Below are 21,114 nucleotides of genomic sequence, written 5' to 3'. Positions count from 1 at the left end.
TCTCCCGCCTTACCTGGCCCTACCTGAGTTGGCCTTACCTGGCCTGGCTGCTGCTGTGTCATGTCACCTGGAATACGGGTCTGCCGCGTCGCGGAGTCCATCTCCGAGGAAGTTGAACGCCAGCACCGTTACGATCACCATCAGCCCCGGCAGCAGCAGCCAGGGCGCCAGGGCGACTGACCTCACGTTCTGAGCCTCCTGCAACAGCACACCCCAGCTCACGACGGGCGGACGCAGTCCAAGTCCGAGGAAGCTCAGGCTGGTCTCTCCGAGGATCATCCCAGGGATCGAAAGGGTGATGGAAGCGATGATGTGACTCAGAAACGACGGCGCCATGTGCCGGAACACAATTCTGAATTCGCTGGCGCCTGCTAGTCTTGCAGCCACCACAAACTCCTCCTCTCGCAAAGAGAGGAACTTGCTTCTTACGACCCTAGCCAGATCGGTCCAGCTCATCAGGGACAGTATTACTGTAATGCCGAAGTATACCCGAAGAGGGGGCCAGTGTGGCGGGAGGGCAGCGCTCAGACCCATCCACAGCGGCGTGGTGGGGATGCTCCGGAGGAACTCGATCAAGCGCTGGACGATCACGTCGAATACCCCTCCCAGGTAGCCGGAAAACCCGCCTATCATGACTCCGAGGACGAAGCTTATGAACACTCCGATCAACCCTATTGAAGTGGATATCCTCGATCCGTAGAGCACCCTGGAGAACAGGTCTCTGCCCATCCTGTCGGCGCCCCAGAGGAACAGGCTTCCTTCCTTAACGCTCATGAGGTGAACGTCAGTCTGCCAGAAGCCCCACATTTTGTAGGGCTGTCCTCTGGTGAAGAAGTAGATAGGGTATATCTTGCCTTCATCTGGCATGTACACCTTCCTCAGAGTGTCGGGGTCGATCTCTCTTCGATACCCGTATACGAAGGGCCTCCAGTGCCATCTGCCCTGGCTGTCAACGAAGCGCATTTGCTGCGGAGGGGCGTATATGCACGCTGCGCTATAGGTGTTGGGATCGTAAGGCGCCAGGCACTCGCAGAATATCGCAGACAGGTAGATGAGGATGAGGAGTATGCCGCTGACCTTCGCGAGCTGGTGCTTCCTGAACTTCCACCATGTCAGTTGCCACTGAGACGCCACATAAATCCTCTCGTCGCCCTCAAATTCGCCTTCCTCTCCCGGCACGGGGACCCTGTCGTCGCGCATGCGCTCGCCTCCTACTCGTACCTGATCCTGGGATCCACCCAGGCAAGCAGAATGTCGGATGTAAGAGTCCCGATGACCGTAAGGGAGCTGAGAAGCATCAGGAAGCTGCCTGCCAGGTACATGTCCTGGCTCTGAAGCGCCCTGAGAAGCAGCGGCCCTGTTGTGGGAAGACTGAGCACAACTGAGGTTATAGTCTCGCCCGAGATCAAAGTGGGGAGCGACCATCCTACTGTGCTGATGAAAGGGATCATGGCGATCCTCACAGGATACTTGTAGAGCAGCCTTCGCTCAGGCGCTCCCTTGGCTCTGGCTGTGGCGACGTAGGGCTTGCCCAGCTCGTCGAGGAGATTGGCTCTTAACGTCCTGATGAGGCCGGCTGTGCCGCTCATACCTATGATGATGACCGGGATCCACAGATGCTTCAGCATATCCGCACATTTCGCCCAACTCCAGCCGACTTCCATGAACTCGGGCGAGAAGAGTCCGCCAACACTCTGCCCGAAATGTGAGTACGCGAACCACATAAGTATCAGGGCTAGCATGAAAGAAGGGGTCGCCAGGCCGATGAACCCAACTGCGGAAACAAAGTAGTCTCCAAACGAGTATTGATGAGTCGCTGAGTAGATGCCTATCGGGAAGGACACTGCCCACGTGAACAGCATAGTTGCAGCGGAGATCGCCACTGTAAGCCCCAGTCTTTCCCATATCAGCGAACTAACAGGCATGTTCCACTCAAAGGACTGGCCGAAATCACCGTGCAGCATGCCCCACATCCATTTGAAGTACTGTATGTGCATCGGCTGGTCAAGACCGTATCGCTTGGTTAATGACGCGATCGCGGCCTCATCCACGGTCTGGCCGGTCTGACTGAGCTGAGCGATGTACGACGTAAGGAAATCTCCCGGAGGCAGCTGGATGATTATGAAGGACACTATCGATATGAGTATCAGAGTTGGCATCGCGTAGAGAACGCGCCGTAGGACATAGCCGGCCAACGTATCATCGCCTCCTGTTTCCCGCGCCGCTGCTGCCGTCATACAGCAGGTAACGCTCGCGAACGCCCAGGAACTGGTTCATGCCCGGCCTCCACCGGCTCAATATCTGCTCTGGTGTTGAACCATCGTCTATCCAGGTCCTCAAATCGGCGCCGCCCGACAGCAAGTCGATGAAGGGGACGTTCCAGGCGAAGAGGTCGGGGCGCTGTTCCCTCATCGTACATAACATGGAAAGACCCAGATGCACTGGCCTTATGCGCCCGTGATCTGTGATGTATATCTCGACTCCCTGACACTGCTCGCCGGCATGCTTTGAAAATGCCGGCCTGAAGTGCGCCGGCCTGAAGCGCGCCCCATCTATGCCCATGTTGTTCAGCCGGTCGGCGAGGTCGATCGCGTTGATCCAGGGCGCTCCGATGAGTTTGAAAGGCTTCGTAGTTCCTCGACCTTCAGAGCAAGCTGTCCCCTCGAACAGGCACGTCCCCGGATACAGCAGCGCGGTTTCGAAGTCCGGCATGTTCGGGGTGGCAGTCCAAAAGTGGCCGGTATCGGGGAACAGCATGTCCCTTGTCCAGCCGTCCATCGGAACGATTGTAAGGTCGGCGTCGAGGTCCGATTCCCCGGCGAACAGCCTCGCTAGCTCCCCCGGGGTCATGCCGTGGCGGATGGGTATGCGAAAGAACCCCACGAAAGAGTGGTATTCCATGTCCAAGACGTTTCCCTCAACTGCCGCCCCGCCCAGGGGATTGGGCCTGTCCGTCACGATTATGGGCTTGCCTGCCTGGGCCATTGCCTCGATGCACAGGGCCATGGTCGAAAGGCATGTCCAGTAACGGGAGCCGATATCGGCTCCGTCACACACGAGCACGTCTATGTCGCTGAGCATTTCGGGTGTTGGTTTCATAGTGTCGCCATATAGGCTGAAGACCTGGGCGCCTGTGAATGCGTCTACCGAGTCTCCCAGTTTCACGCCGGCTTGCTCGCATCCCCAAAGGCCGTGTTCGGCCACGTAGATCGCACGCAGGCTGATTTCGGAGCGCTCGCGAAGGAGCTGGATGATCGGCCTGGCATGCTCGTCTACAGCATTGTAGTTGGCCACGAGGCCCACACGCGGCCTGCCGCGATGCGCACTGCCGGGATGCGCACTGCCGCGATGCGCACTGCCGCGATGCGCGCTGCCAGGGCACATTCTGCCAAGATACTTTCCTGGATCCTCGAGCAATTTCGTGATGCCAAGCTTCACTTTCACATGATCGTTGGCATGATCGGCGGCGCAGCGCGTTCCTTCGACCATCATGATCACCTCCGCATGGCAAGCGATATCGGCACTGGCGCGAGGAGCCGAAGTGAGGAGTCGGGGCCGGCCGACGAGCGGTCTGAGCCGAGCCGATCTGGGCTGACCCCGACAGATTCTGAACCAGTCTACTTGATGAAGTACTGCTCGGGATTGGTGTGCGCGATCTGGATCAATAGCCAATCGCGTGTGGACTTCTCAGGCACGTTGATAACGTTCTTCTTCACCACGATCGGAACCGGCGCGATTCCCACTACTCCGATTCCCCACATGTTCTCCGCTGCGATCTTCACAATCTCTGTTCCTATGCGAAGCCTCTCGTTCTCGTCCACAGCCACTACATACTGGGCATACATCTCCATGGCTTTGAGCATGTCGCCGCTGGGCTTCTCACCCTGCTTGCCTCCTGTCGCATACCACTGGGCGTACAAGACGCTTCCGGTGGAGCGGTTGGGAACGGAGGGGAACAGATACGTGGGCTGAATCAGGGGGTGAAGTCCTCTGCCGTACGCCCAAACCGTGAAGTCCATCTCGTTTGTGGAAGAACGGGTGACGTGAGTCCCATCGGCGATGCACTTGGCGACCGCCTTGACGCCCAGATCCTGCCAGCAGTTGGTCACGAGCTGGATGGCGTCTCCCCACGGTCCGAACTCTGTGGTCGGAGGATACTCAATGAGCAATTCCAGGGGCTTGCCGTCGGGACGCAGTCTGAAACCGTCTTTGCCCTTCTTGCCCAGTCCCATTTCGTCCAGCATCGCGTTGGCCGTCTTGGGATCATATGCGGTGTACAGCTTGTCAATGCCTGGTGTGTAGTAGGGGCATCCCTGCATCACTGTGGCGTGCCTGGGTTCTGCGAGGCCCATGTAGCACAGCTCGTTGATCTCGTCGCGGTTGATGCCCAGGGAGAGCGCCGCCCTGAACTGCCTGTTGTTGAAGATCTCCCTCAGCACGGGATCCTTGTGATTCAGGTCGAACTGGAACTGCAGGTTCGAGCCTAATGTGGAGTTCCAGAGCAGTACTTTGTAGTTGCCCTTATCGGCGTTCTCTTTCAGGAATGGATAGTTGGGGAGGGTCATGTGTCCCCAGTCCATGTCGATTTCGCCAGCGGCGACCTTCATGTTCAGAACTTCAACGTTCGACACGATCTGAACCGCGATCTTGTCGATGTAGGGCAGCTGATTGCCGTTGGGGTCCACCTTCCAGTAGTAGGGGTTGCGTTCCAGAGCCTGATAGTCCTTGCCCCGGAGGGCGTTGAGCGGTCTCCAGGCGGCGACCGTAGGACAATCCGGGTTAGTCCTGAAGTCCCACTTATCCTGGAAGAGCGCGTACCACGAATCGAGCCCCTGCTTCTTGGCCATGTCGTCCAGGGTGGCCTTGGGGGTGTAGTTCGCGTGGAAAGACTTGAGATAGTGTTTGGGACGCGCCATGATGGAGTTGCTGTCGGCGTTTCCGCCCATAAAGGCCAGGTTTTCCACAAAGACAGCGTTTGGCTTGGCAAGAGTGAATCTGACGGTGTGACCATCAACCTTCTCGACCTTGGCTGGCTTTCCCTCTGATATCATCCATGCAGGCGTGGTGGGACAGAGGTCTTTGTTGAGGACGATGTCGTTGTACCAGAACATCACATCGTCGGCAGTGAAGGGGGCGCCGTCAGACCACTTTACGCCCTTTCGGAGACGGAACGTGTACACCAGCCCGTCCCCCGACACGCTCCACGCTTCGGCCAGGTTCGGAACGACCTTGTTGCCATCGCGGTTCCAGCGCAGGAGTGGCTCACTCAGAAGCGCCGAATGGACGTTTCCAATGTCGGCCGGACTCAGAATGGCAATGCGAAGCGCGCCGCCGTATGCGCCGATCTCTTTCACCGGAGGCACCAGCAGAGGGTTTTCCGGAAGCCTTTGATCCAGAGGCTTGAGTTTCCCCTGCTTCACCAGGGTTGCCAGCATCGGGGCCTCGGAATAGGATGCCGCCAGCGCCGTGACGCCGAAGCCATAGGACATGCCAGCGACACAGAGCGCCGCTGCCATCAGGAGAACACCAGTCCCCCGTCTTGACCAGGACATCATAAACAACCTCCTCCTCATCAGTGTGGTTGACCCTGTCCCAAAAGACTCTCCAACTCCGGTTGCCTTGTGCTGCCTTCCTACCTACCGTCCTTTCGCTCCTTAGTCCTTCCTCCTTTCCCGTCTCCCTCGTCTTCCATTTCGAAAAAGCAAGCAGAGAACTGGGTTTGATGGCATATCCTTCATGGTGATTCTACGCCAATGGAAGAACTCCTTCACGCTACGTCCGCTTTTGGAAGGAAGTATTCCCACCCTGGTAAGGCGCCACAATTCCTCTCACGTCTTGCCGATAGCGCCAACAAGCCCCAAGAATCGGTTCGCGATAAGATTGTTCTGTGCTTCCCTCGGTGGTTCCGTGCAATTCCGTGCTTCCGTGCATTCCGTGCATTCCGTGCACGCTGTACGGAATCCGTACTGGTTCGTCGTGCTGCCAGTACGGAATACGTACAACGCCAGGCACGAATTGTGGCTGACGCGGACGGGGAGGGCGCATACGCACCGAATATATGGTAGTTTCGCCCCCTGCATGTGGGCATATATGCTGTTAATGGCTGAACTGCCGAGTTTTCGATGGCCATCGGGCGGTTTTGCCCTTGGCGTCGTACGGAATCCGTACTGGTCCCCAGTATTGCGCGTACGAAATCCGTACTGGACCTCTGAGAGACTCGGTACGCCGGTCGAGGATGCGCATTTGTTAGCGCCACTTGAGCCGTCCGACTGCCCCATCTATTGCAGTGCCGAGCCTTCATGGGTCATACTAGTATACGTTGGCTCCACTGGCGCTCACGCGAGTGCGCCGGAACGACTGGAGGGTTAGTGTTGGATGAGCTCTTCTCTGTTGATAGTCTCCCAAACGGAATAGAAGTGCACGTGATGTGTGCTCCGAAGTTCAAAACAAACAGTATCACCGCTGTGCTGCATTCAGACCTCGCTGCGGAGACCGCCGCGTGGAACGCAGTTCTGTCGCAAGTTGCTAGGCGTGGAACTGCCAGATACCCTAGGACCTCGGATTTCATGCAGAGCCTCGATCGGTTGTATGGCGCCTCCTTGGGCGCAGGGGTTTCCAAGAGGGGCGAGAGGCAGCTCATTGTGTTCGGTCTCGAGGTCGCCAACGGCAAGTACTTGCCTGCAGGTGAGGATCTGATGCCCGAGGCGATGGTCACCCTCAGAGAGCTCATATTCGATCCTGCCCTAGAAGGGGGTGTGCTCCGTTCGGACTATGTGGAACAGGAGAAGGAGAATCTCCGCAGGCTTATCGAGAGCATCCTCGACGAGAAGCAGGCCTACGCCTTCAAGCGGTGTGTAGAGGAGATGTGCCGCGGTGAGCGGTACGCCATCCCCAAGCTTGGAAAGGTGGAGGATATTGCGGCGATCACGCCAGAGCGCTTGTTCGTCCAGCATCAGCAGGTGATATCGGAGTCGCCCATGGACATCTTCGTCGTAGGTGATGTGGACCGCGCGGAAGTGCTCGACCTCATGGCCAGGGTGTTCGATATGAACCGCGATCCCAAGCCTGTGCGGTTTGCGCGCGAGTCGGCGAAGCCGGGCGCCGGCGCGGATGAGCGGGCTCGAGATCCGCGCAGGATAGTCGAGGCTATGGACGTCAGCCAGGGGCACCTCGTGATGGGCTATCGCATTGGCTCTACATACTCTGACTCCGATTTCCCGGCGATGGTCTTCGCCAACGGGGTGTTCGGCGCCTATACCCACTCGAAGTTGTTCCAGAACGTTCGAGAGAGGGCGAGCCTAGCGTATTTCGCCGACTCTTCGCTTGATCAGACCATGGGCTACCTGTGGGTGAACGCGGGAATCGACTTCGATGCCCTAGACCGTGCAGTGGAGATAGTTGGCGAGCAGCTGTCGGACATGCAGTCCGGCGTCATCAACGAGAAGGAGATGGAGAATACCAGGAGGGGAATACTCCGGGACATCCAGATGATGAGGGACAGCTCATCGGCGATGGTCGATTTCGCGATCATGGGCGACGTGAACGGGGTATCGATCACGCCCGCTCAGCTGTCGCAGGCCATAGAGGCAATTGCCCTCCAGGACGTAGTCAGTGCGGCCCAGACCATACGTCTGGACACCACCTACTTTCTCCGGGACGAAGGGGGCGAGAGCCATGATTAGCATGCACGTAGACAGATCAGAACTGGTTCGAGAGGAAGTGTCCCGGGCGAAGCTCGGCTGCGGCCTTGAGGTATGCGTCCTGAGAAAGAGCGGGTTCGCGAAGAAGTATGGAGTGTTAGCGACCAGGTTCGGATCTATTGATAGCAGGTTCAGGATAGACGGATCAGGCGAGGTGATCCAGGTTCCCGACGGAATTGCCCACTTCCTTGAGCACAAGCTCTTCGAGGAAGAGGATGGATCCATCGACGACGTCTTCTCGGAGCTAGGAGCATATTCCAACGCGTTCACTAACTACACGATGACAGGCTATCTGTTCTCATGCGTTGACAACTTCTGGCCGTCCCTTGATACGCTGCTCGGCTTCGTGATGAGGCCCCATTTCACCGACAAGAACGTGGAGAAGGAGAAGGGCATCATCGAGCAGGAGATCAGGATGATGGACGACTCCCCGGATTGGCAGGCGGTGAATGGGCTGCTGCAGTCGATGTACCAGCGTAATCCGGTTAGGGTCGAGATAGTGGGGTCCGTGGAATCCATTAATCGCATCAACAAGGAGACCCTGTACCAGTGCTACCGGGCATTCTACCATCCGTCCAATATGACTCTGTTCGTGGTGGGGGATGTGGATCCAGCGGAGGTGGTTGAAGCTGCCGCCAAGGTCCTAGACGGGCGCGACTTCGGCCCCGTTCCTGCACTGGAGAGGGTTTATCCTGAGGAACCACAGGAGGTGGGGAGCGCCCGAGTAGAGCGGCGGATGGCTGTATCAGAGCCGATACTGTGCTTCGGCTACAAAGACAATGACATCGGCCATGAGGGGCAGGCCCTGCTCCGGAGGATCGTGGGCATGGAGATGCTTCTCGACATGATGCTTGGGCGGAGCTCCCAGCTGTACAACGCGCTTTACGAGGAGGGACTGCTTGACGCATCCTTCGACGATGATTTCGACTACGAGAAGGAATACGGGCTCGTCACATTTGAGGGTAAGACCCATGACCCCTATCTGCTTGCAGATAGGGTGGTGCAGGGAATCGAGGCCTTCCTGGCCCACGGCGTCAGTGAATCTGAGTTTGAGCTTACTCGCAGGAAGGTCATGGGATCAATGCTTCGTGGGTTCAATTCTCTGGAATACATCGCCTACAACTTCCTCACCTACCACTTTCGGCAGATGAGTCTGCTCGACCGGGTGTCTGCTGCAGATGCGCTCAGCCTGGAAGAGGTGGTTGAAATGGGGAAGCGAGTGTTCAACCGTGAGCGGATGGTGATATCCGTGATCTCTCCACCGGAGGCTAGGCCATGACGCGACTGATGCTGATCCGCCACGGTGAGACTATGTGGAATCGTGAGCGCAGGCTCCAGGGGCGCTCTGATGTGCCCCTGTCTGATCTCGGGCGGGCGCAGGCGGTGGCCGGCGCCCGCTACATGGGCGAATCGCGTTCGGTTGGCCGTGTTTCTCTGGTGTACGCGAGCCCGCAATCCCGGGCCGCAGAGACTGCGCGACCGATCGCGGAGGCCTTGAGGGTCCCCATCGAGTTCGATGACAGGCTGATGGAGGTTGACATCGGAAGGCTTTCAGGGCTGACCTGGGATGAGGTGCTATCCACCTATGTGGAGTTCGCAGAGGCGCATAGGCGCAACCCTCTGTCCACCAAGTATCTCGGGGGAGAGAGCCTTCTCGATGTGCAGGCGCGTGCCGCCAATATGCTTGGGTCGGTCATCAAGGAGCATGAAAACGCGGCGGTGGTTCTGGTGGCCCACGGCATTGTTCTGAAAGCTCTCATTTGCCTCATACTCGGAGCTGACGTGGGAACTCACCGCAGGATCGCGCTGGGCAATGCATCCCTCACAATTGCCGAGATCTCCTCGGCAGAACCAGTGCGAGGGAAGCTTCTTCGCCTGAACGATAGGCACTACCTTGAACGGGATAGTCTCTGGTCGCCCGGCAGCGATGATGAGGTCATACCTTTCCAGCCTCGCGCGTACTAATTGGCTAGAGTGGGGTGCTCTATGCGTTACGAGAAAGGGGCGATGTTGGTTGTTCACGGTTCCTGATGCTATAGTCAGGCGCATCTACGTGAGGGGGAGCCTTTCCAATACGCAGGCCGGGTTCGCGTTCAAGTTGAAGAATACTCTGGTTTCCGGGAATCTGACTGGTGCTGGAACCATGGCCGTCGACGGGCGGGATGTGCCGCCGGCAGACATCAGATTTGGTCTCGGCGATACGGACCTCGGCGCCGGCGATGTGTCCCCATCTTCGCCCTTGTCACTCCCTGCAGGAATCGAGCTCGTGGTGCGTGTCAAGGGTGTCTCCCTAGAGCATGGCATGCATGAACTGCACTTCCCAGTCACAATCAAAGAAGTAGGTCCGGTTACGCTCTCACTTACCGACGAGATCCCCTGATCCGACCCTCAGGCATGGTGTGATGCTTCGCGCCTGCACGGGTTTCGCGACACGCGGGTTTCAGGGCGTCAGTCAGGGCGGTGCGGATTTGCACCGTGTATACTTGGGTGGTAGAATTAAGAAGGCATGGCTTCGGGAGGGCCTCCCAACGCCGATCGGCGGGGGAATGGGCCTCCTGTCATTGTGCCGTTTTGCGCCAATCGCACTGAACACGATGGGATTATCTTGGCGGGACGTTGTCTTGAATGCTTAAATGAGTAGGATGTGGACTGGCCATGGCCATAACCGCTGTCCTCGGCGCGCAATGGGGAGACGAAGGCAAAGGTAAGATCGTAGACTACCTCGCGACCGATTCCGACATGGTGATCAGGTTCCAGGGCGGCGACAATGCCGGGCATACGGTCATCAACGAGTACGGTGAGTTCCGGCTTCATCTCATACCTTCAGGGATATTCAACCCGGATACTTCATGCCTCATTGGAACTGGAGTGGTAGTCAACCCGATCTCGCTGGTGAATGAGATGAACTCACTTGCGGGAGCTCACGTGGGCCTGGACAGGCTGATGGTGGCTGATCGCGCTCACCTGGTGATGCCATACCATGTGGCCCTGGATAGAGCGGAGGAATCCTTCAGGAAATCCAAAATAGGGACCACAATGAGGGGAATCGGGCCGGCCTATGCCGACAAGGTGGGGCGTTTTGGCATTCAGGTGTTCGATTCGCTGGACCAGGACTACTTCGCTGAGCGCGTAAGGGTGAACGTGGAGAGAGTGAACCTGATCCTCTCAGAGCTGTACGGGGCTGAGGCGTTGTCGGCAGACGATGTGCTGGATCAGGTCTGGCCGGCGTTGAAGGCCGTAAGGCCTCATGTGGTAGACTGCTATGCCGAAGTGCGCAAAGCCATGGGACGAGGCGACAGAATCCTGCTTGAGGGGCAGCTCGGCGCCATGAGGGATCTTGACTGGGGCGCCTATCCGTATGTAACGTCCTCAAACCCGATAGCTGGCGGAGCTTCCGTGGGGGCGGGCATCCCGCCGGCACTGATCACCAGGGTGGTTGGCGTGGTGAAGGCGTATTCCACCTGTGTGGGCGAGGGGCCGATGCCCACTGAACTCAACGACGAGATGGGTGAGCGGCTCCGCCGGGTGGGCGGGGAGTACGGTGCGACCACTGGCAGGCCCCGAAGATGCGGATGGTTCGATGCAGTCGCGGTGAGATACAGCTCAGGGCTTTCGGGCTTCACCGATATCGCTGTGACTAAACTCGATGTTATGGGCGGAATTGAGAGGCTGAAGATGGCGACGGCCTACAGGGTAAACACGCGGGATGGCGAAGTGATACGTGATACTCCACCCCCTCCTGCACTGATGGGGCATGTGACGCCCATATATGAAGAGCACGAGGGCTGGTGCAGCGATATTTCCAACGTGAGGTCGTCAGCGGACTTGCCCGCGCCAGCCATGGCGTACCTTCGCAGAATCGAGGAGCTGTGTGGGGCGCGCATAGGGCTTGTTTCGGTAGGTCCCAGACGGGAGCAGACATTCTCTGCTCACTAACCAAGTGATGTGGAGGGGAGTCCATGAGTTCGCCAGAGTGCCCCGAGACCCCGGTCGTGGTGAGGACGGAGTGGTGCAAGGCATGCGGGATATGCATCGCCATGTGCCCAAAGAAGGTTCTCGAAGCAGGTCCGGGCGGGAAGGCTGTTGTGGCAAGACCCGAAGACTGCATCAAGTGCGAGATGTGCGAGATCATGTGCCCGGACCTAGCGGTGCGAGTAGTCGCATCACGGTCGCGAGGACCGGCGCAGGGGAAGGGGGAGGCTGTTGGTGCCAGATAAGTGCAACACCGGTGTAAGGCTCCTTCAGGGCAATGAGAGCTGCGCGGAGGCTGCATTGCTCGCAGGCGTGCGGTTTTTCGCGGGTTACCCCATAACCCCGTCCACGGAAATCGCCGAGATCCTATCCGAACGTCTGCCGCAGGTTGGCGGCAAGTTCATCCAAATGGAAGACGAGATCGCCAGTATGGCTGCTATCGTCGGCGCGTCTCTCGCGGGGCTTAAGGTCATGACGGCCACTTCAGGCCCTGGATTCTCTCTTAAGCAGGAGAACATCGGATTCGCGTCGTTCACAGAGGTCCCATGCGTCGTAGTCAACGTGCAACGGACCGGCCCTAGCACTGGGCTTCCCACATCTCCAGCTCAAGGCGATTTGCAGCAGGCCAGATGGGGGACTCATGGCGATCACCCCATCGTCGCGCTGTATCCGTCCAGTGTTTCCGAGACGTTCGATCTTACAGTGAAGGCAGTCAGCATCTCTGAGCGGCTGCGTGTGCCTGTGATCCTCCTAATGGACGAGGTCATCGCTCACATGAGGGAGAGGGTAGTCATCCCGTGCGCGTCGGACGTGGTTGCCGAAAACCGGCCGCGTCCCCAGATGCCGCCGGCGGAGTATCTGCCGTACCTGGCGGACCCTGATGGCGTGCCTCCCATGGCGGATTTCGGGTCCGGGTACCGCTGGCACGTGACAGGGCTCTACCACGATGAGACCGGTTTCCCCACGAGTTCGCCTGCGAAAGTCGACTATTTGATCAGACGACTGCATGCGAAAGTGGAATCGAGGGTGAAGGAGATCACATTCACTGCTAGCGAGTTCATCGATGACGCGAAGACCGCCGTTGTTGCCTGCGGATTCACTGCACGGTCCGCTCGGTGCGCTGTAAGAGTTGCCAGGGAGCGGGGCATCAAGGCCGGCATCTTCCAGCCCAAGACCATTTGGCCGTTCCCGGATGCGCTCATCGAAGACATCGCGAGCAGGGTTGACAGGATAATCGTTCCGGAGATGAACATGGGACAGCTAGTGAGGGAAGTGCAGCGCGCCTCCAATGGAAAGTGCGAGGTCGTCGGCTACTCCAGGGTCGATGGAGAGCCAATCGCTCCTGAGGAGATTCTTGCCCGAATAGAGGGGGTGTAGGCAGTGGCCAGAGAGATAGATGGTTATCTTCGTAGTCGGTTTCTTCCACACATCTGGTGCCCCGGATGTGGCCACGGGATCATCCTGAACGCCGTCCTCAGGGCCATCGCCAGGTTGGATCTTGACAACGACGATGTTTGCGTCGTGTCGGGGATTGGATGCGCATCGAGGGCGCCTGGCTACATCGATTTCAACACCGTTCACACGACACACGGGAGGGCAATTGCCTTCGCTACGGGGATCAAGATAGCAAAACCTGATCTGCACGTGATAGTGCTTACTGGCGACGGCGATGCATCTGCCATCGGAGGCAATCACCTGATACACGCCGCCAGGCGCAACATGGGCATCACTGTTGTGTGCATGAACAACTCAATCTACGGCATGACTTCCGGCCAGTACTCGCCGATGACCCCGTCTGGCAGGTATGCCACCACAGCGCCCTACGGCAATATCGAGCGGAACTTCGATCTGTGTGAGCTGGTGCGCGCCTGCGGTGCGAACTACGTGGCCCGGGCGACCACCGCCCACGCGAGGCAGCTTTCCACATATATCGAGCATGCGATAGAGACTCCGGGGTTCGCTTTTGTGGAGGCGCCCACCCAGTGCCCGACCTACTTCGGAAGAAAGAACAAGATGGGCGGACCAGTGGAGATGATCGAGTGGTTCAAGAAGAACTCTGTCACCATGGCCGCCGCTGCCAAGCTCGATCCGGCGGAACTCGCGGGCAAGATCGTCATAGGAGAGCTGTATCGCGGGAATGCGCCTGAGTACACCGAGCTGTACGCGAAGGTTATGGAAAGAGCGAAGGAGGCGGCCGGGAAGTGAGACGGGAATTGAGACTGTCGGGTTTCGGAGGGCAGGGTCTGATCCTGGCAGGGATAATCCTGGCTGAAGCCGGTATGCTCGACGGGCACGAGGTTGTACAGACGCAGAGCTACGGGCCGGAAGCCCGTGGCGGAGCTTCGAAGGCGGAGGTTGTCATAGCTGATGAGCCCATCGACTATCCCAAGGTGACCAAGCCAGAGATCCTGGTGCTGATGTCAGACGCCGCCTGTGCCCGTTATGCTTGCACCATCGAGGCTGGCGGCATCGTGATAGTAGATTCAGGGCTTGTGGCGGCCGTGCCGGCAAACCGCGGTGTAGTTCATGGGTTCCCCATTACTGATATCTCTGTCGAGACCACCGGCAGGCCGATTATGGCTAACATAGTCGCCCTCGGCATCCTTAACGAAGTGGCCAAGCTCGTATCGGCTGATTCTCTTGAGAAAGCGGTGGCCCGGCGCGTTCCCAAGGGCACGACCGAGGCTAACCTGAAGGCACTCAGGGCAGGTAGGGCAGCTGCCCGGGCTTACCTGGCGAAGCAGGGATCTTTGGGCAACTGAGGAATATACAGTACGGTAGAGCCGAACACGCCGAGTGGCAAGGGGGAGTGATGATCCATTGGAGAACTCCGCGTTCGCTACTAGAGTGCAGAACCTCAGCGGGAACGTGATCCGAGAGATTCTCAAGATCACCGACAAGCCGGACATCATATCCTTCGCAGGCGGAATGCCATCGCCAGATGCGCTTCCCGCCGAGGACATAAGGCAGCTGTCTGATGAGATTCTGCGGACTTCAGGTAAACAGGTGCTGCAGTATTCCACAACGGAGGGCTACGGGCCTCTCAGGCAGCTGATCGCGGCCTCTCTGGCCGAGCGCGGCATTCATGTTGGTGCGGAGCAGGTTCTGGTCATCTCAGGCGCTCAGCAGGGCATCGATCTGTCGGCGAAGGTGTTCATAAACCCCGGGGACTACGTAATCGTCGAGCGGCCCACCTACCTAGCGGCACTCCACATATTCAGATCCTACGAGGCCAGGTTCGGCTTTGTGGACTCCGATGGAGACGGGATGATCCCGGAGTCACTCGAGGCCGCCGTCGTTCGCTATCGCCCCAAGGTCATCTACGTGGTTCCAACGTTCCAAAACCCGACTGGCGTCACGCTCTCGCTCGAAAGACGCAGAGCCGTCGCCGAGATTGCGGCGAGGCGCCGGGTGGCGGTCGTGGAAGACGACCCTTATGCGGCACTCCGGTATGACGGGATGGCTCTGCCATCCATCGCCAGCTTCGACAAGGAAGGCTTCGTGGTGTTCCTGGGCAGTTTCTCTAAGGTGATATCTCCAGGGCTCCGCGTGGGCTACGCTGCTGCAGCGCCTGACGTGTTCAGGAAGCTCACCATCGGCAAGCAGGCCACCGATGTGCACACGAGCAATCTGTCACAGCGTCTTGTCTATGAATTCTGTAACCGTGGCAAGCTAGTGCCGCACATCGACGCGACAAGACAGGGTTACAGGGTCAAGCGTGACGCGATGATCAGGGCAATCGAGAGGCATTTCCCGAAGGGCGCCAAGTTCACAAGGCCAGACGGCGGCCTCTTCATCTGGGTGGAGCTTCCCGAGTCTATCGATACTACGCTCCTACTTGAGCGTGCGACTGAGAGAAAGGTGGCGTTCATACCAGGCTCTCCGTTCTACGCTGATGGTTCCGGGAGAAACACGATGAGGCTCAATTTCACGAATGCCAGCATCGAGGCGATCGATGAGGGCATGCACCGATTGGGCTCGACGATCGCAGAGGCCTTGGGGGTATAGGTTCGTAAGCCCGCAATGCACGACTGGACGGTTATCGGACCCGGGTGCGCCCGCGCGTTGAGCGAGGCGCGTCCGGGTCCATTTCGTCTCAGGCTAGGAGGGATGGGATGGACGCTGCATCGGTAGAGGCTGTATTCCGAGAGATGGATGCGTCGGCATTCACAGGTGTTCGCTGGTACCGGCATAAGGCATTGCAGACGGATAGCTTCGAGCTTTCTGACTTCGCGGTCATTCAGAGCGAACACGATGCCCCTGCCGTCGACGGAGGGCTGAACGTCCAGGATGAGCCGGGCGTTCCCCGTATGGTCTTGGCAATCCTGCGATTCCCAGGGGCGGGCGACTACTTCGTCCCGGCCTTGATCGGGCCATCCGGGATGATGGCGGAGAGCCTTCCACTCCTCGGCACAGTAGCAGGGCACAGGTGGGATGTTCGGGACGCGGCTGTGTCGGATGAGTATGCGAATCTCATCCCGTGGCTTGCAGGGGCCGGCAGGCAGCTTCCTACCCTACATGGAAGGTTCGAATTTCGCCTTGTGGGAGGGGGCGGTCACGGATGGCGAGTGAAGAAGGTGGGAGATGCCTACACCAACACGATCGCTATTGCACGCCGCGGGTCTGCGCTTAAGACCTTCAGGCTGCTCACACCTGGGACGAACCCAGACGTCGAGATTGGTGTGGCTCTCGCCAAGATGACGGAGTTCCGCGAGACTCCCAGGGTTGAGGCTGAGGTTGCTTACGTTGGGGCAGATGGGGTCAGATACTCGGTGGCCGTGCAGACTGAGGAAGTGCCCAGCGTGGGAGATGCATGGGAAGGTATTGCGTCGGCCCTTGATGGGGCTTTGCGCATACCCGAAGCGGAACACCCATTCGCCGTGGGCCCAGCATCGTGTGCTGCGATTAGCGAGCTTGGCGCCACGATAGCACGTCTCCATGCCGCCCTTGCGTCGGTTGATGCGCCTGGTTTTGGGTGCAGACGGGCTGATGAGAGTGATGTGGAGCGATGGGATGAGGCAGCCAGAACCAGAGCGGATCTGGCCGTGGACGCCATTGCAGACTGCATGGGATCACTGGGGCCAGAGGCTCAGCACGCGGCAGCGCGGGTGCTGGAGTCCCAGTCCAGCGTGAGGTCATTTGTATGCGGTGCGAGCATTCCTGAAGGGGCGGTCCCGATGGACTTGGGCCATGTCATGCGGTGCCACGGTGATCTTCACCTCGGACAGATCCTTGTAAAGCCTGACGGAGGCTATGCGGTCATCGACTTCGAAGGCGAGCCTCTCGCTCCGGTAGAGGAGAGACGCGCTCTTGCGAGCCCGGCCAGGGATATCGCGGGTATGCTCCGATCTCTGAGTTACGCAGCCAAGGGCGCTGTCGTGCGGATGCCAAAGTGCAGCCAGGATGCGTACGAGATAGCTGACGCATGGGAGAGAGAGAGCCGTGAGGCCTTCCTCAGTGGCTATCTGGCGGAGGAGCGACGCGGTGGACGACGGCTCCTTCCCCCTGATGATGTGGACCGGACTGCGCTGATCAGAAGATTTGAGATAGAGAAGGCCCTGTACGAGGTCAACTACGAACTGAACAACAGGCCTGACTGGAGTATCATCCCTCTCACGGGAGTGTGCCGACTGATTGACAGAGCTGGAGGTGGAGCCGAATGAAGGTGGCTGCGTCGCCGAGTGTGACCATAATGACTCGTGAGTATCCGCCTAACGTATACGGAGGGGCGGGCGTGCATGTTGACTATCTGTCATCCAGCCTCGCAAGGCTGATTCCAGTGGAGGTCAGGTGTTTCGGAGAAAGGCCGCCGTCAGAGAGTGACCAATTCCAGGTGAAAAGCTACGGCCCATGGATCGAGATGTCCAGGGGATCAGATCCCCGTCTGCAGAAAGTGCTGGATCCGATGTCGGTTGACCTTGCGATGGTGAAAGACCCCATCCAATCCGATATTGTCCACTGCCATACCTGGTACACATTCTTTGCGGGATATCTCGCGAAGGTGCTGTACGGGAAGAAGCTCATTACTACTGTGCACTCCCTTGAGCCTCTGCGGCCGTGGAAGGAGGAGCAGTTGGGCCGTGGGCGCCAGCTCAGCTCCTGGATGGAGCGGATCGGGCTCGACAACTCCGACTGTGTGATTGCGGTCTCGAAGGGAATGCGAGACGACATAATTGAACACTCGGGCGTATCGCCGGAAAGGATCGCAGTTGTGCACAATGGCATAGACCTGTCGCAATACAGACCCACGCAGGACGCAAGTGCACTTGAGGCCTATGGAGTGCGGCAGCCGTACGTGCTGTTTGTTGGGAGGATATCACGGCAGAAGGGGATAATGCACCTGCTCGATGCCATGCCAATGGTCCGTCAAGGAGTGAGCCTGGTGTTGTGCGCAGGTGCGCCAGATACCCAGGAGCTTCAGGACGAACTGGAAGCGAGGGTCCGGCAGATGGACAATGTGGTCTGGATCAACCGGATGGTTCCGAAGGAGCACGTGATCCAGCTGTACAGCCACGCATCAGTGTTTGCCTGTCCATCGGTGTACGAACCGTTCGGCATAATCAACCTGGAAGCAATGGCGTGCAACATACCTGTTGTGGCTTCGGAAGTGGGGGGAATACCCGAAGTGGTTATCGACGGAGAGACAGGCTTTACGGTCCCTCCGGGTGATCCCGCGGCGCTTGCTGCGGCGCTCAATCAGATACTAAGCTCGGGAGAGCTAGCCGGGAGGTTCGGCGCCGCAGGAAGAAAGAGAGTCGAAGAGACGTTCTCGTGGGACGCAATAGCCAAGCAGACAGTGAAGCTGTATGAAAGGATAACCCAGGCTGCGGACATCAGATCCGATTCGGAGCGATGAGGCGCTATGGCGCCCTAAACGCCGCTGGTCTCTGGCGTATCCCCAGGGCTGGCGGCATTTGCGACTGCACACTCCGACAGGCTGCGGAATGTGGAGACCACCACCTGTGCGTGGAGGGCGACTGCGTCGATGACCTCGGGCGGGCAGTTCGACACCGCGTCGACGAGGCGCTGAAGGGCCAAGTCCCTCGGCCCTTTGGGCGCCAGCAACAGGGAAGAGGCGTCGGTGCCCAGCGCGGTGGCGAGCGCGGCTAGAGTCCGAAGGGACGGGCGCCTCTCGCCGCGCTCTATTTGCCCAACGTAGCTGGCATTGACATTGCACATTTCCGCTAGATGATTCTGGGACATGCGCCTGCTCTTGCGAGCTTCGCGTATCCTCGCTCCTATCACAGCCCACTCTCGGTCCACTGCGCTCACGCTCCCCTAGACTATCGTACCTTGCTCCAGGTGCGGTGGGAAGCAGCATACAGCAGCAATGCGATTGCAGAATTGTGCTATATGTGCTATTCTCGGCCTGAACAGATTGGCATTTATGGCACGATGAACCACCGCAATCACCCTTCTTCTCACTCAGAGGGATGATAAGAAGGTGATTGTGCGAACATATGTTCTGATGATACCATCCTGTCAGAAGGTGTTGGAGGTGAGTGTGATGGTCGAGCCGGATCGCACTGGGGAAGCCATAGCACAGTGCGCCGCCGAATTGGAGCGCCTTGGGGAGATCATGTTGAGGGAAGGCGAATCTGAGGCCCGTTCGATTGAGGATGCCATCATCTCCGTCCTCGATGAGCTCGATGCTCTGGCTGTGGCTCCCGACATCGCCTGGCCGGAGTATCGCTCGGTGCGCGACCTGCAGGATGAAGCCCGCTTTCTGCTCGGCGCAAACCGGAGACATAGGCGACACTGCCGTCTCGCCCAGCTTGAGGCGGAGTTGCTGGCGCACACGTCGTCAGAGGGCTGGCGATCATATCTTTCCATTGAGGAACTGGTTTCGGAGGAGATGGCGGGGTTGAGGCGGAGCAGGTGCGCAAGATGTCAAGCCTCTTGTGGAGTGTCCGGGGTTGGCATGGGATGACGATACTGCTGCTGGCTGAGGGGGATTCGCGCGTGCGTGAGGTGCTGAGGGCTTTGCTCTTGGCGGTGTGGGATGCCCTTGATAGGCTGACAATCATTGAATGCGCGCCCGAAGAGGCAGTATCCCTGGTGCGCGTGTTCCGACCGTCGAGAGTGCTCTTGGAAGCGACGATGTTCGGGGCGCTCGCATTGCCGGAACTAGTCCGCGAGTGCCAGAACGTTGGCGCCCGGTTGGTGATCATGTCCTCAGAACCGCTGGGTGCATCGGCTGAGAGCTTCGTGGAGTGCGGGGCAGTTCGGTTCCTGAGAAAGCCATTCGACGGGGCAGAACTCCTATTGGCCCTCAAGGCGGCCGATGAGGCGGCCGCCGACTAGTCGTGCACCTCCAAAAGTTCATAAACGACGGTTCCTCCCGGCGCCGAAACCTCCACTCGTGCTCCGCACTGCTGCCCGATTATGGCGCGGGCTACGGGCGATTCGCTCGAGAGCATGCCCTTAGTCGCCGATGCCATCTCAGGGGGCACTATGGCATACTGCATGTCCATGCCGAGTTCAACGTCGCGGATCCTCACTGTCGATCCCACTCTAGGGCTGGATGACGCGCCGCCTACGGCCACTGCCTCCTGCACCTTTCTCTGGTAAGCAACTGCGCGCGCCATCTGAACAGCGCGCACCTCTCCGCCTTGTCCGGAAAAGATGACTCCTACCTCCTCTCCTGATCCAATCTCGAACTCGGACGCGGCGTCCATCAGAATCCGGAGCTCCTGGGGAAGGGCCTTCGTTGTAGACGGGTCCATCCGTTCTACGGACACAAAGACGTAAAGACCGCCGCCCCCGTTTTCGCGATGGCAGACGGTGAGCGCTCGCACGAGGGCTCGGAGCAACTTCTGGCCTCGCTCCATGTCAAGATGAACCATCGGAAACATCATGTACTGGCGCGAACGCCTCACAGCCCGGGCGGCTTCAGTGATTGACACTTGATCGGACCAGCTCACCACGAGGCCCAGCGGCGCTGCCCCGAGGCTTGGCGAAGCATTGCTCTGCTCGAACAGGAATCCGCGCGACGCTCGGAATTGCAGCGTGACGATTCGTCCGCCGGACATGTGAACGAGGTGGCGCAGGTAAGTGAGTGCGGACTGACCAGGCGCCGCAGCATTGATGGAGCGGGGAAGAGCGACCTCGTCCGCCCTTGTCCGTATGAGGATCTCGACGTGCGGCGACGTCGACACGGCGGGAACGCGTTGCGGCATTGGACCGGTGCATGCAGCGAGGAACTGGTTCCGCCATCCGCTCTTGCCGAACACGAGAGCCGAGGGTATCTCGAGGCATCCGAGCCCCATATTGTTGCAGACGTCGACGTACCTGGTCAAAGGCTCCGACTGGACGACGACTGCAGACCGGGGTGCGCGCATCGATGGGCGTCCTGAGAACCCCACTTTCATCAGCTTCACCTCCCATTCATGGGCTAGATTGCCCTATGAGGCTTGGAAATACTCTTCTATCCCGGCGTGGG

General features: G+C 58.7%; 20 protein-coding genes. 14 read left to right on the top strand and 6 right to left on the bottom strand.

Annotated elements, in window-relative coordinates; translation table 11 throughout:
• Nucleotides 1-63: 63 nt before the first annotated feature.
• From VB144_02545 to VB144_02530, 4 genes are all read right to left on the bottom strand, one after another.
• The gene (locus VB144_02545) at nt 64-1,200 is read right to left on the bottom strand and encodes an ABC transporter permease (GenBank protein ID MEA4882535.1); all 1,137 of its coding nucleotides are present in this window, start codon (nt 1,198-1,200) and stop codon (nt 64-66) included.
• 11 nt (nt 1,201-1,211) lie between these two features.
• A complete protein-coding gene (locus VB144_02540) occupies nt 1,212-2,195 on the bottom strand; it encodes an ABC transporter permease (protein ID MEA4882534.1) in 984 nt (327 codons plus the stop codon).
• 4 nt (nt 2,196-2,199) lie between these two features.
• Nucleotides 2,200-3,489 carry a DUF1343 domain-containing protein gene (locus VB144_02535; protein MEA4882533.1) on the bottom strand — a complete coding sequence of 430 codons (1,290 nt, stop codon included), beginning with the start codon at nt 3,487-3,489 and terminating at the stop codon, nt 2,200-2,202.
• Nucleotides 3,490-3,617: 128 nt separating this feature from the next.
• Nucleotides 3,618-5,552, bottom strand: coding sequence for an ABC transporter substrate-binding protein (locus VB144_02530; protein ID MEA4882532.1), 1,935 nt, complete (start codon nt 5,550-5,552; stop codon nt 3,618-3,620).
• A gap of 819 nt (nt 5,553-6,371) precedes the next feature.
• Between VB144_02530 and VB144_02525 the strand changes: the two genes are divergently transcribed.
• From VB144_02525 to glgA, 12 genes are all read left to right on the top strand, one after another.
• A complete protein-coding gene (locus VB144_02525) occupies nt 6,372-7,682 on the top strand; it encodes a pitrilysin family protein (GenBank protein MEA4882531.1) in 1,311 nt (436 codons plus the stop codon).
• Entirely contained in the window at nt 7,675-8,979 is a 1,305-nt protein-coding gene (locus VB144_02520) for a pitrilysin family protein (protein ID MEA4882530.1), read from the top strand. Before VB144_02525 ends, VB144_02520 begins: the two co-directional genes overlap by 8 nt.
• Complete coding sequence (locus VB144_02515; GenBank protein MEA4882529.1) at nt 8,976-9,665, top strand: histidine phosphatase family protein; 690 nt, start codon at nt 8,976-8,978, stop codon at nt 9,663-9,665. Before VB144_02520 ends, VB144_02515 begins: the two co-directional genes overlap by 4 nt.
• A gap of 49 nt (nt 9,666-9,714) precedes the next feature.
• Nucleotides 9,715-10,080 carry a hypothetical protein gene (locus VB144_02510; GenBank protein ID MEA4882528.1) on the top strand — a complete coding sequence of 122 codons (366 nt, stop codon included), beginning with the start codon at nt 9,715-9,717 and terminating at the stop codon, nt 10,078-10,080.
• Nucleotides 10,081-10,355: 275 nt separating this feature from the next.
• Complete coding sequence (locus tag VB144_02505; GenBank protein ID MEA4882527.1) at nt 10,356-11,636, top strand: adenylosuccinate synthase; 1,281 nt, start codon at nt 10,356-10,358, stop codon at nt 11,634-11,636.
• Between the two features lie 23 nt (nt 11,637-11,659).
• The gene (locus VB144_02500) at nt 11,660-11,917 is read left to right on the top strand and encodes a 4Fe-4S binding protein (GenBank protein ID MEA4882526.1); all 258 of its coding nucleotides are present in this window, start codon (nt 11,660-11,662) and stop codon (nt 11,915-11,917) included.
• Nucleotides 11,907-13,049, top strand: coding sequence for a 2-oxoacid:acceptor oxidoreductase subunit alpha (locus VB144_02495; protein MEA4882525.1), 1,143 nt, complete (start codon nt 11,907-11,909; stop codon nt 13,047-13,049). Before VB144_02500 ends, VB144_02495 begins: the two co-directional genes overlap by 11 nt.
• 3 nt (nt 13,050-13,052) lie before the next feature.
• Nucleotides 13,053-13,877: a 2-oxoacid:ferredoxin oxidoreductase subunit beta gene (locus VB144_02490; protein MEA4882524.1), complete on the top strand. Its 825-nt coding sequence runs from the start codon at nt 13,053-13,055 to the stop codon at nt 13,875-13,877.
• Nucleotides 13,874-14,434 carry a 2-oxoacid:acceptor oxidoreductase family protein gene (locus VB144_02485; protein ID MEA4882523.1) on the top strand — a complete coding sequence of 187 codons (561 nt, stop codon included), beginning with the start codon at nt 13,874-13,876 and terminating at the stop codon, nt 14,432-14,434. The genes VB144_02490 and VB144_02485 overlap by 4 nt, the downstream gene beginning before the upstream one ends.
• Nucleotides 14,435-14,492: 58 nt before the next feature.
• Complete coding sequence (locus tag VB144_02480; protein MEA4882522.1) at nt 14,493-15,680, top strand: PLP-dependent aminotransferase family protein; 1,188 nt, start codon at nt 14,493-14,495, stop codon at nt 15,678-15,680.
• A 107-nt stretch (nt 15,681-15,787) separates the two neighbouring features.
• Nucleotides 15,788-17,335, top strand: coding sequence for a phosphotransferase (locus VB144_02475; protein ID MEA4882521.1), 1,548 nt, complete (start codon nt 15,788-15,790; stop codon nt 17,333-17,335).
• Complete coding sequence (glgA, locus tag VB144_02470; GenBank protein ID MEA4882520.1) at nt 17,332-18,528, top strand: glycogen synthase; 1,197 nt, start codon at nt 17,332-17,334, stop codon at nt 18,526-18,528. The genes VB144_02475 and glgA overlap by 4 nt, the downstream gene beginning before the upstream one ends.
• 14 nt (nt 18,529-18,542) lie before the next feature.
• On the opposite strand, the gene VB144_02465 is transcribed toward glgA, so the two are convergent.
• Nucleotides 18,543-18,935: a helix-turn-helix transcriptional regulator gene (locus VB144_02465; GenBank protein MEA4882519.1), complete on the bottom strand. Its 393-nt coding sequence runs from the start codon at nt 18,933-18,935 to the stop codon at nt 18,543-18,545.
• Between the two features lie 181 nt (nt 18,936-19,116).
• On the opposite strand from VB144_02465, the gene VB144_02460 reads away from it, so the two are divergent.
• Together VB144_02460 and VB144_02455 are read left to right on the top strand one after the other, a co-directional pair.
• Nucleotides 19,117-19,602 carry a hypothetical protein gene (locus VB144_02460; GenBank protein ID MEA4882518.1) on the top strand — a complete coding sequence of 162 codons (486 nt, stop codon included), beginning with the start codon at nt 19,117-19,119 and terminating at the stop codon, nt 19,600-19,602.
• Nucleotides 19,560-19,976 carry a hypothetical protein gene (locus tag VB144_02455; protein ID MEA4882517.1) on the top strand — a complete coding sequence of 139 codons (417 nt, stop codon included), beginning with the start codon at nt 19,560-19,562 and terminating at the stop codon, nt 19,974-19,976. The genes VB144_02460 and VB144_02455 overlap by 43 nt, the downstream gene beginning before the upstream one ends.
• Here the strand turns inward: VB144_02455 and VB144_02450 are convergent.
• A complete protein-coding gene (locus VB144_02450) occupies nt 19,973-21,043 on the bottom strand; it encodes a GreA/GreB family elongation factor (protein ID MEA4882516.1) in 1,071 nt (356 codons plus the stop codon). The two genes, VB144_02455 and VB144_02450, sit on opposite strands and share 4 nt — an antisense overlap.
• Between the last annotated feature and the right edge of the window lie 71 nt (nt 21,044-21,114).

The sequence above is a fragment of the Clostridia bacterium genome (genome assembly GCA_034926675.1).
Taxonomy (GTDB): domain Bacteria; phylum Bacillota; class DTU025; order DTU025; family DTU025; genus JAYFQW01.
This window is presented reverse-complemented; position numbering and strand designations above follow the sequence as displayed.

Bases quoted from the DNA above. Each gene is read 5' to 3' on its own strand.
- VB144_02455 (MEA4882517.1), top strand. From the start codon at position 19,560: ATGTCAAGCCTCTTGTGGAGTGTCCGGGGTTGGCATGGGATGACGATA.
- VB144_02520 (MEA4882530.1), top strand. From the start codon at position 7,675: ATGATTAGCATGCACGTAGACAGATCAGAACTGGTTCGAGAGGAAGTG.
- VB144_02545 (MEA4882535.1), bottom strand. From the start codon at position 1,200: ATGCGCGACGACAGGGTCCCCGTGCCGGGAGAGGAAGGCGAATTTGAG.
- VB144_02515 (MEA4882529.1), top strand. From the start codon at position 8,976: ATGACGCGACTGATGCTGATCCGCCACGGTGAGACTATGTGGAATCGT.
- VB144_02500 (MEA4882526.1), top strand. From the start codon at position 11,660: ATGAGTTCGCCAGAGTGCCCCGAGACCCCGGTCGTGGTGAGGACGGAG.
- VB144_02535 (MEA4882533.1), bottom strand. From the start codon at position 3,489: ATGGTCGAAGGAACGCGCTGCGCCGCCGATCATGCCAACGATCATGTG.
- VB144_02475 (MEA4882521.1), top strand. From the start codon at position 15,788: ATGGACGCTGCATCGGTAGAGGCTGTATTCCGAGAGATGGATGCGTCG.
- VB144_02530 (MEA4882532.1), bottom strand. From the start codon at position 5,552: ATGTCCTGGTCAAGACGGGGGACTGGTGTTCTCCTGATGGCAGCGGCG.
- VB144_02450 (MEA4882516.1), bottom strand. From the start codon at position 21,043: ATGAAAGTGGGGTTCTCAGGACGCCCATCGATGCGCGCACCCCGGTCT.
- glgA (MEA4882520.1), top strand. From the start codon at position 17,332: ATGAAGGTGGCTGCGTCGCCGAGTGTGACCATAATGACTCGTGAGTAT.
- VB144_02505 (MEA4882527.1), top strand. From the start codon at position 10,356: ATGGCCATAACCGCTGTCCTCGGCGCGCAATGGGGAGACGAAGGCAAA.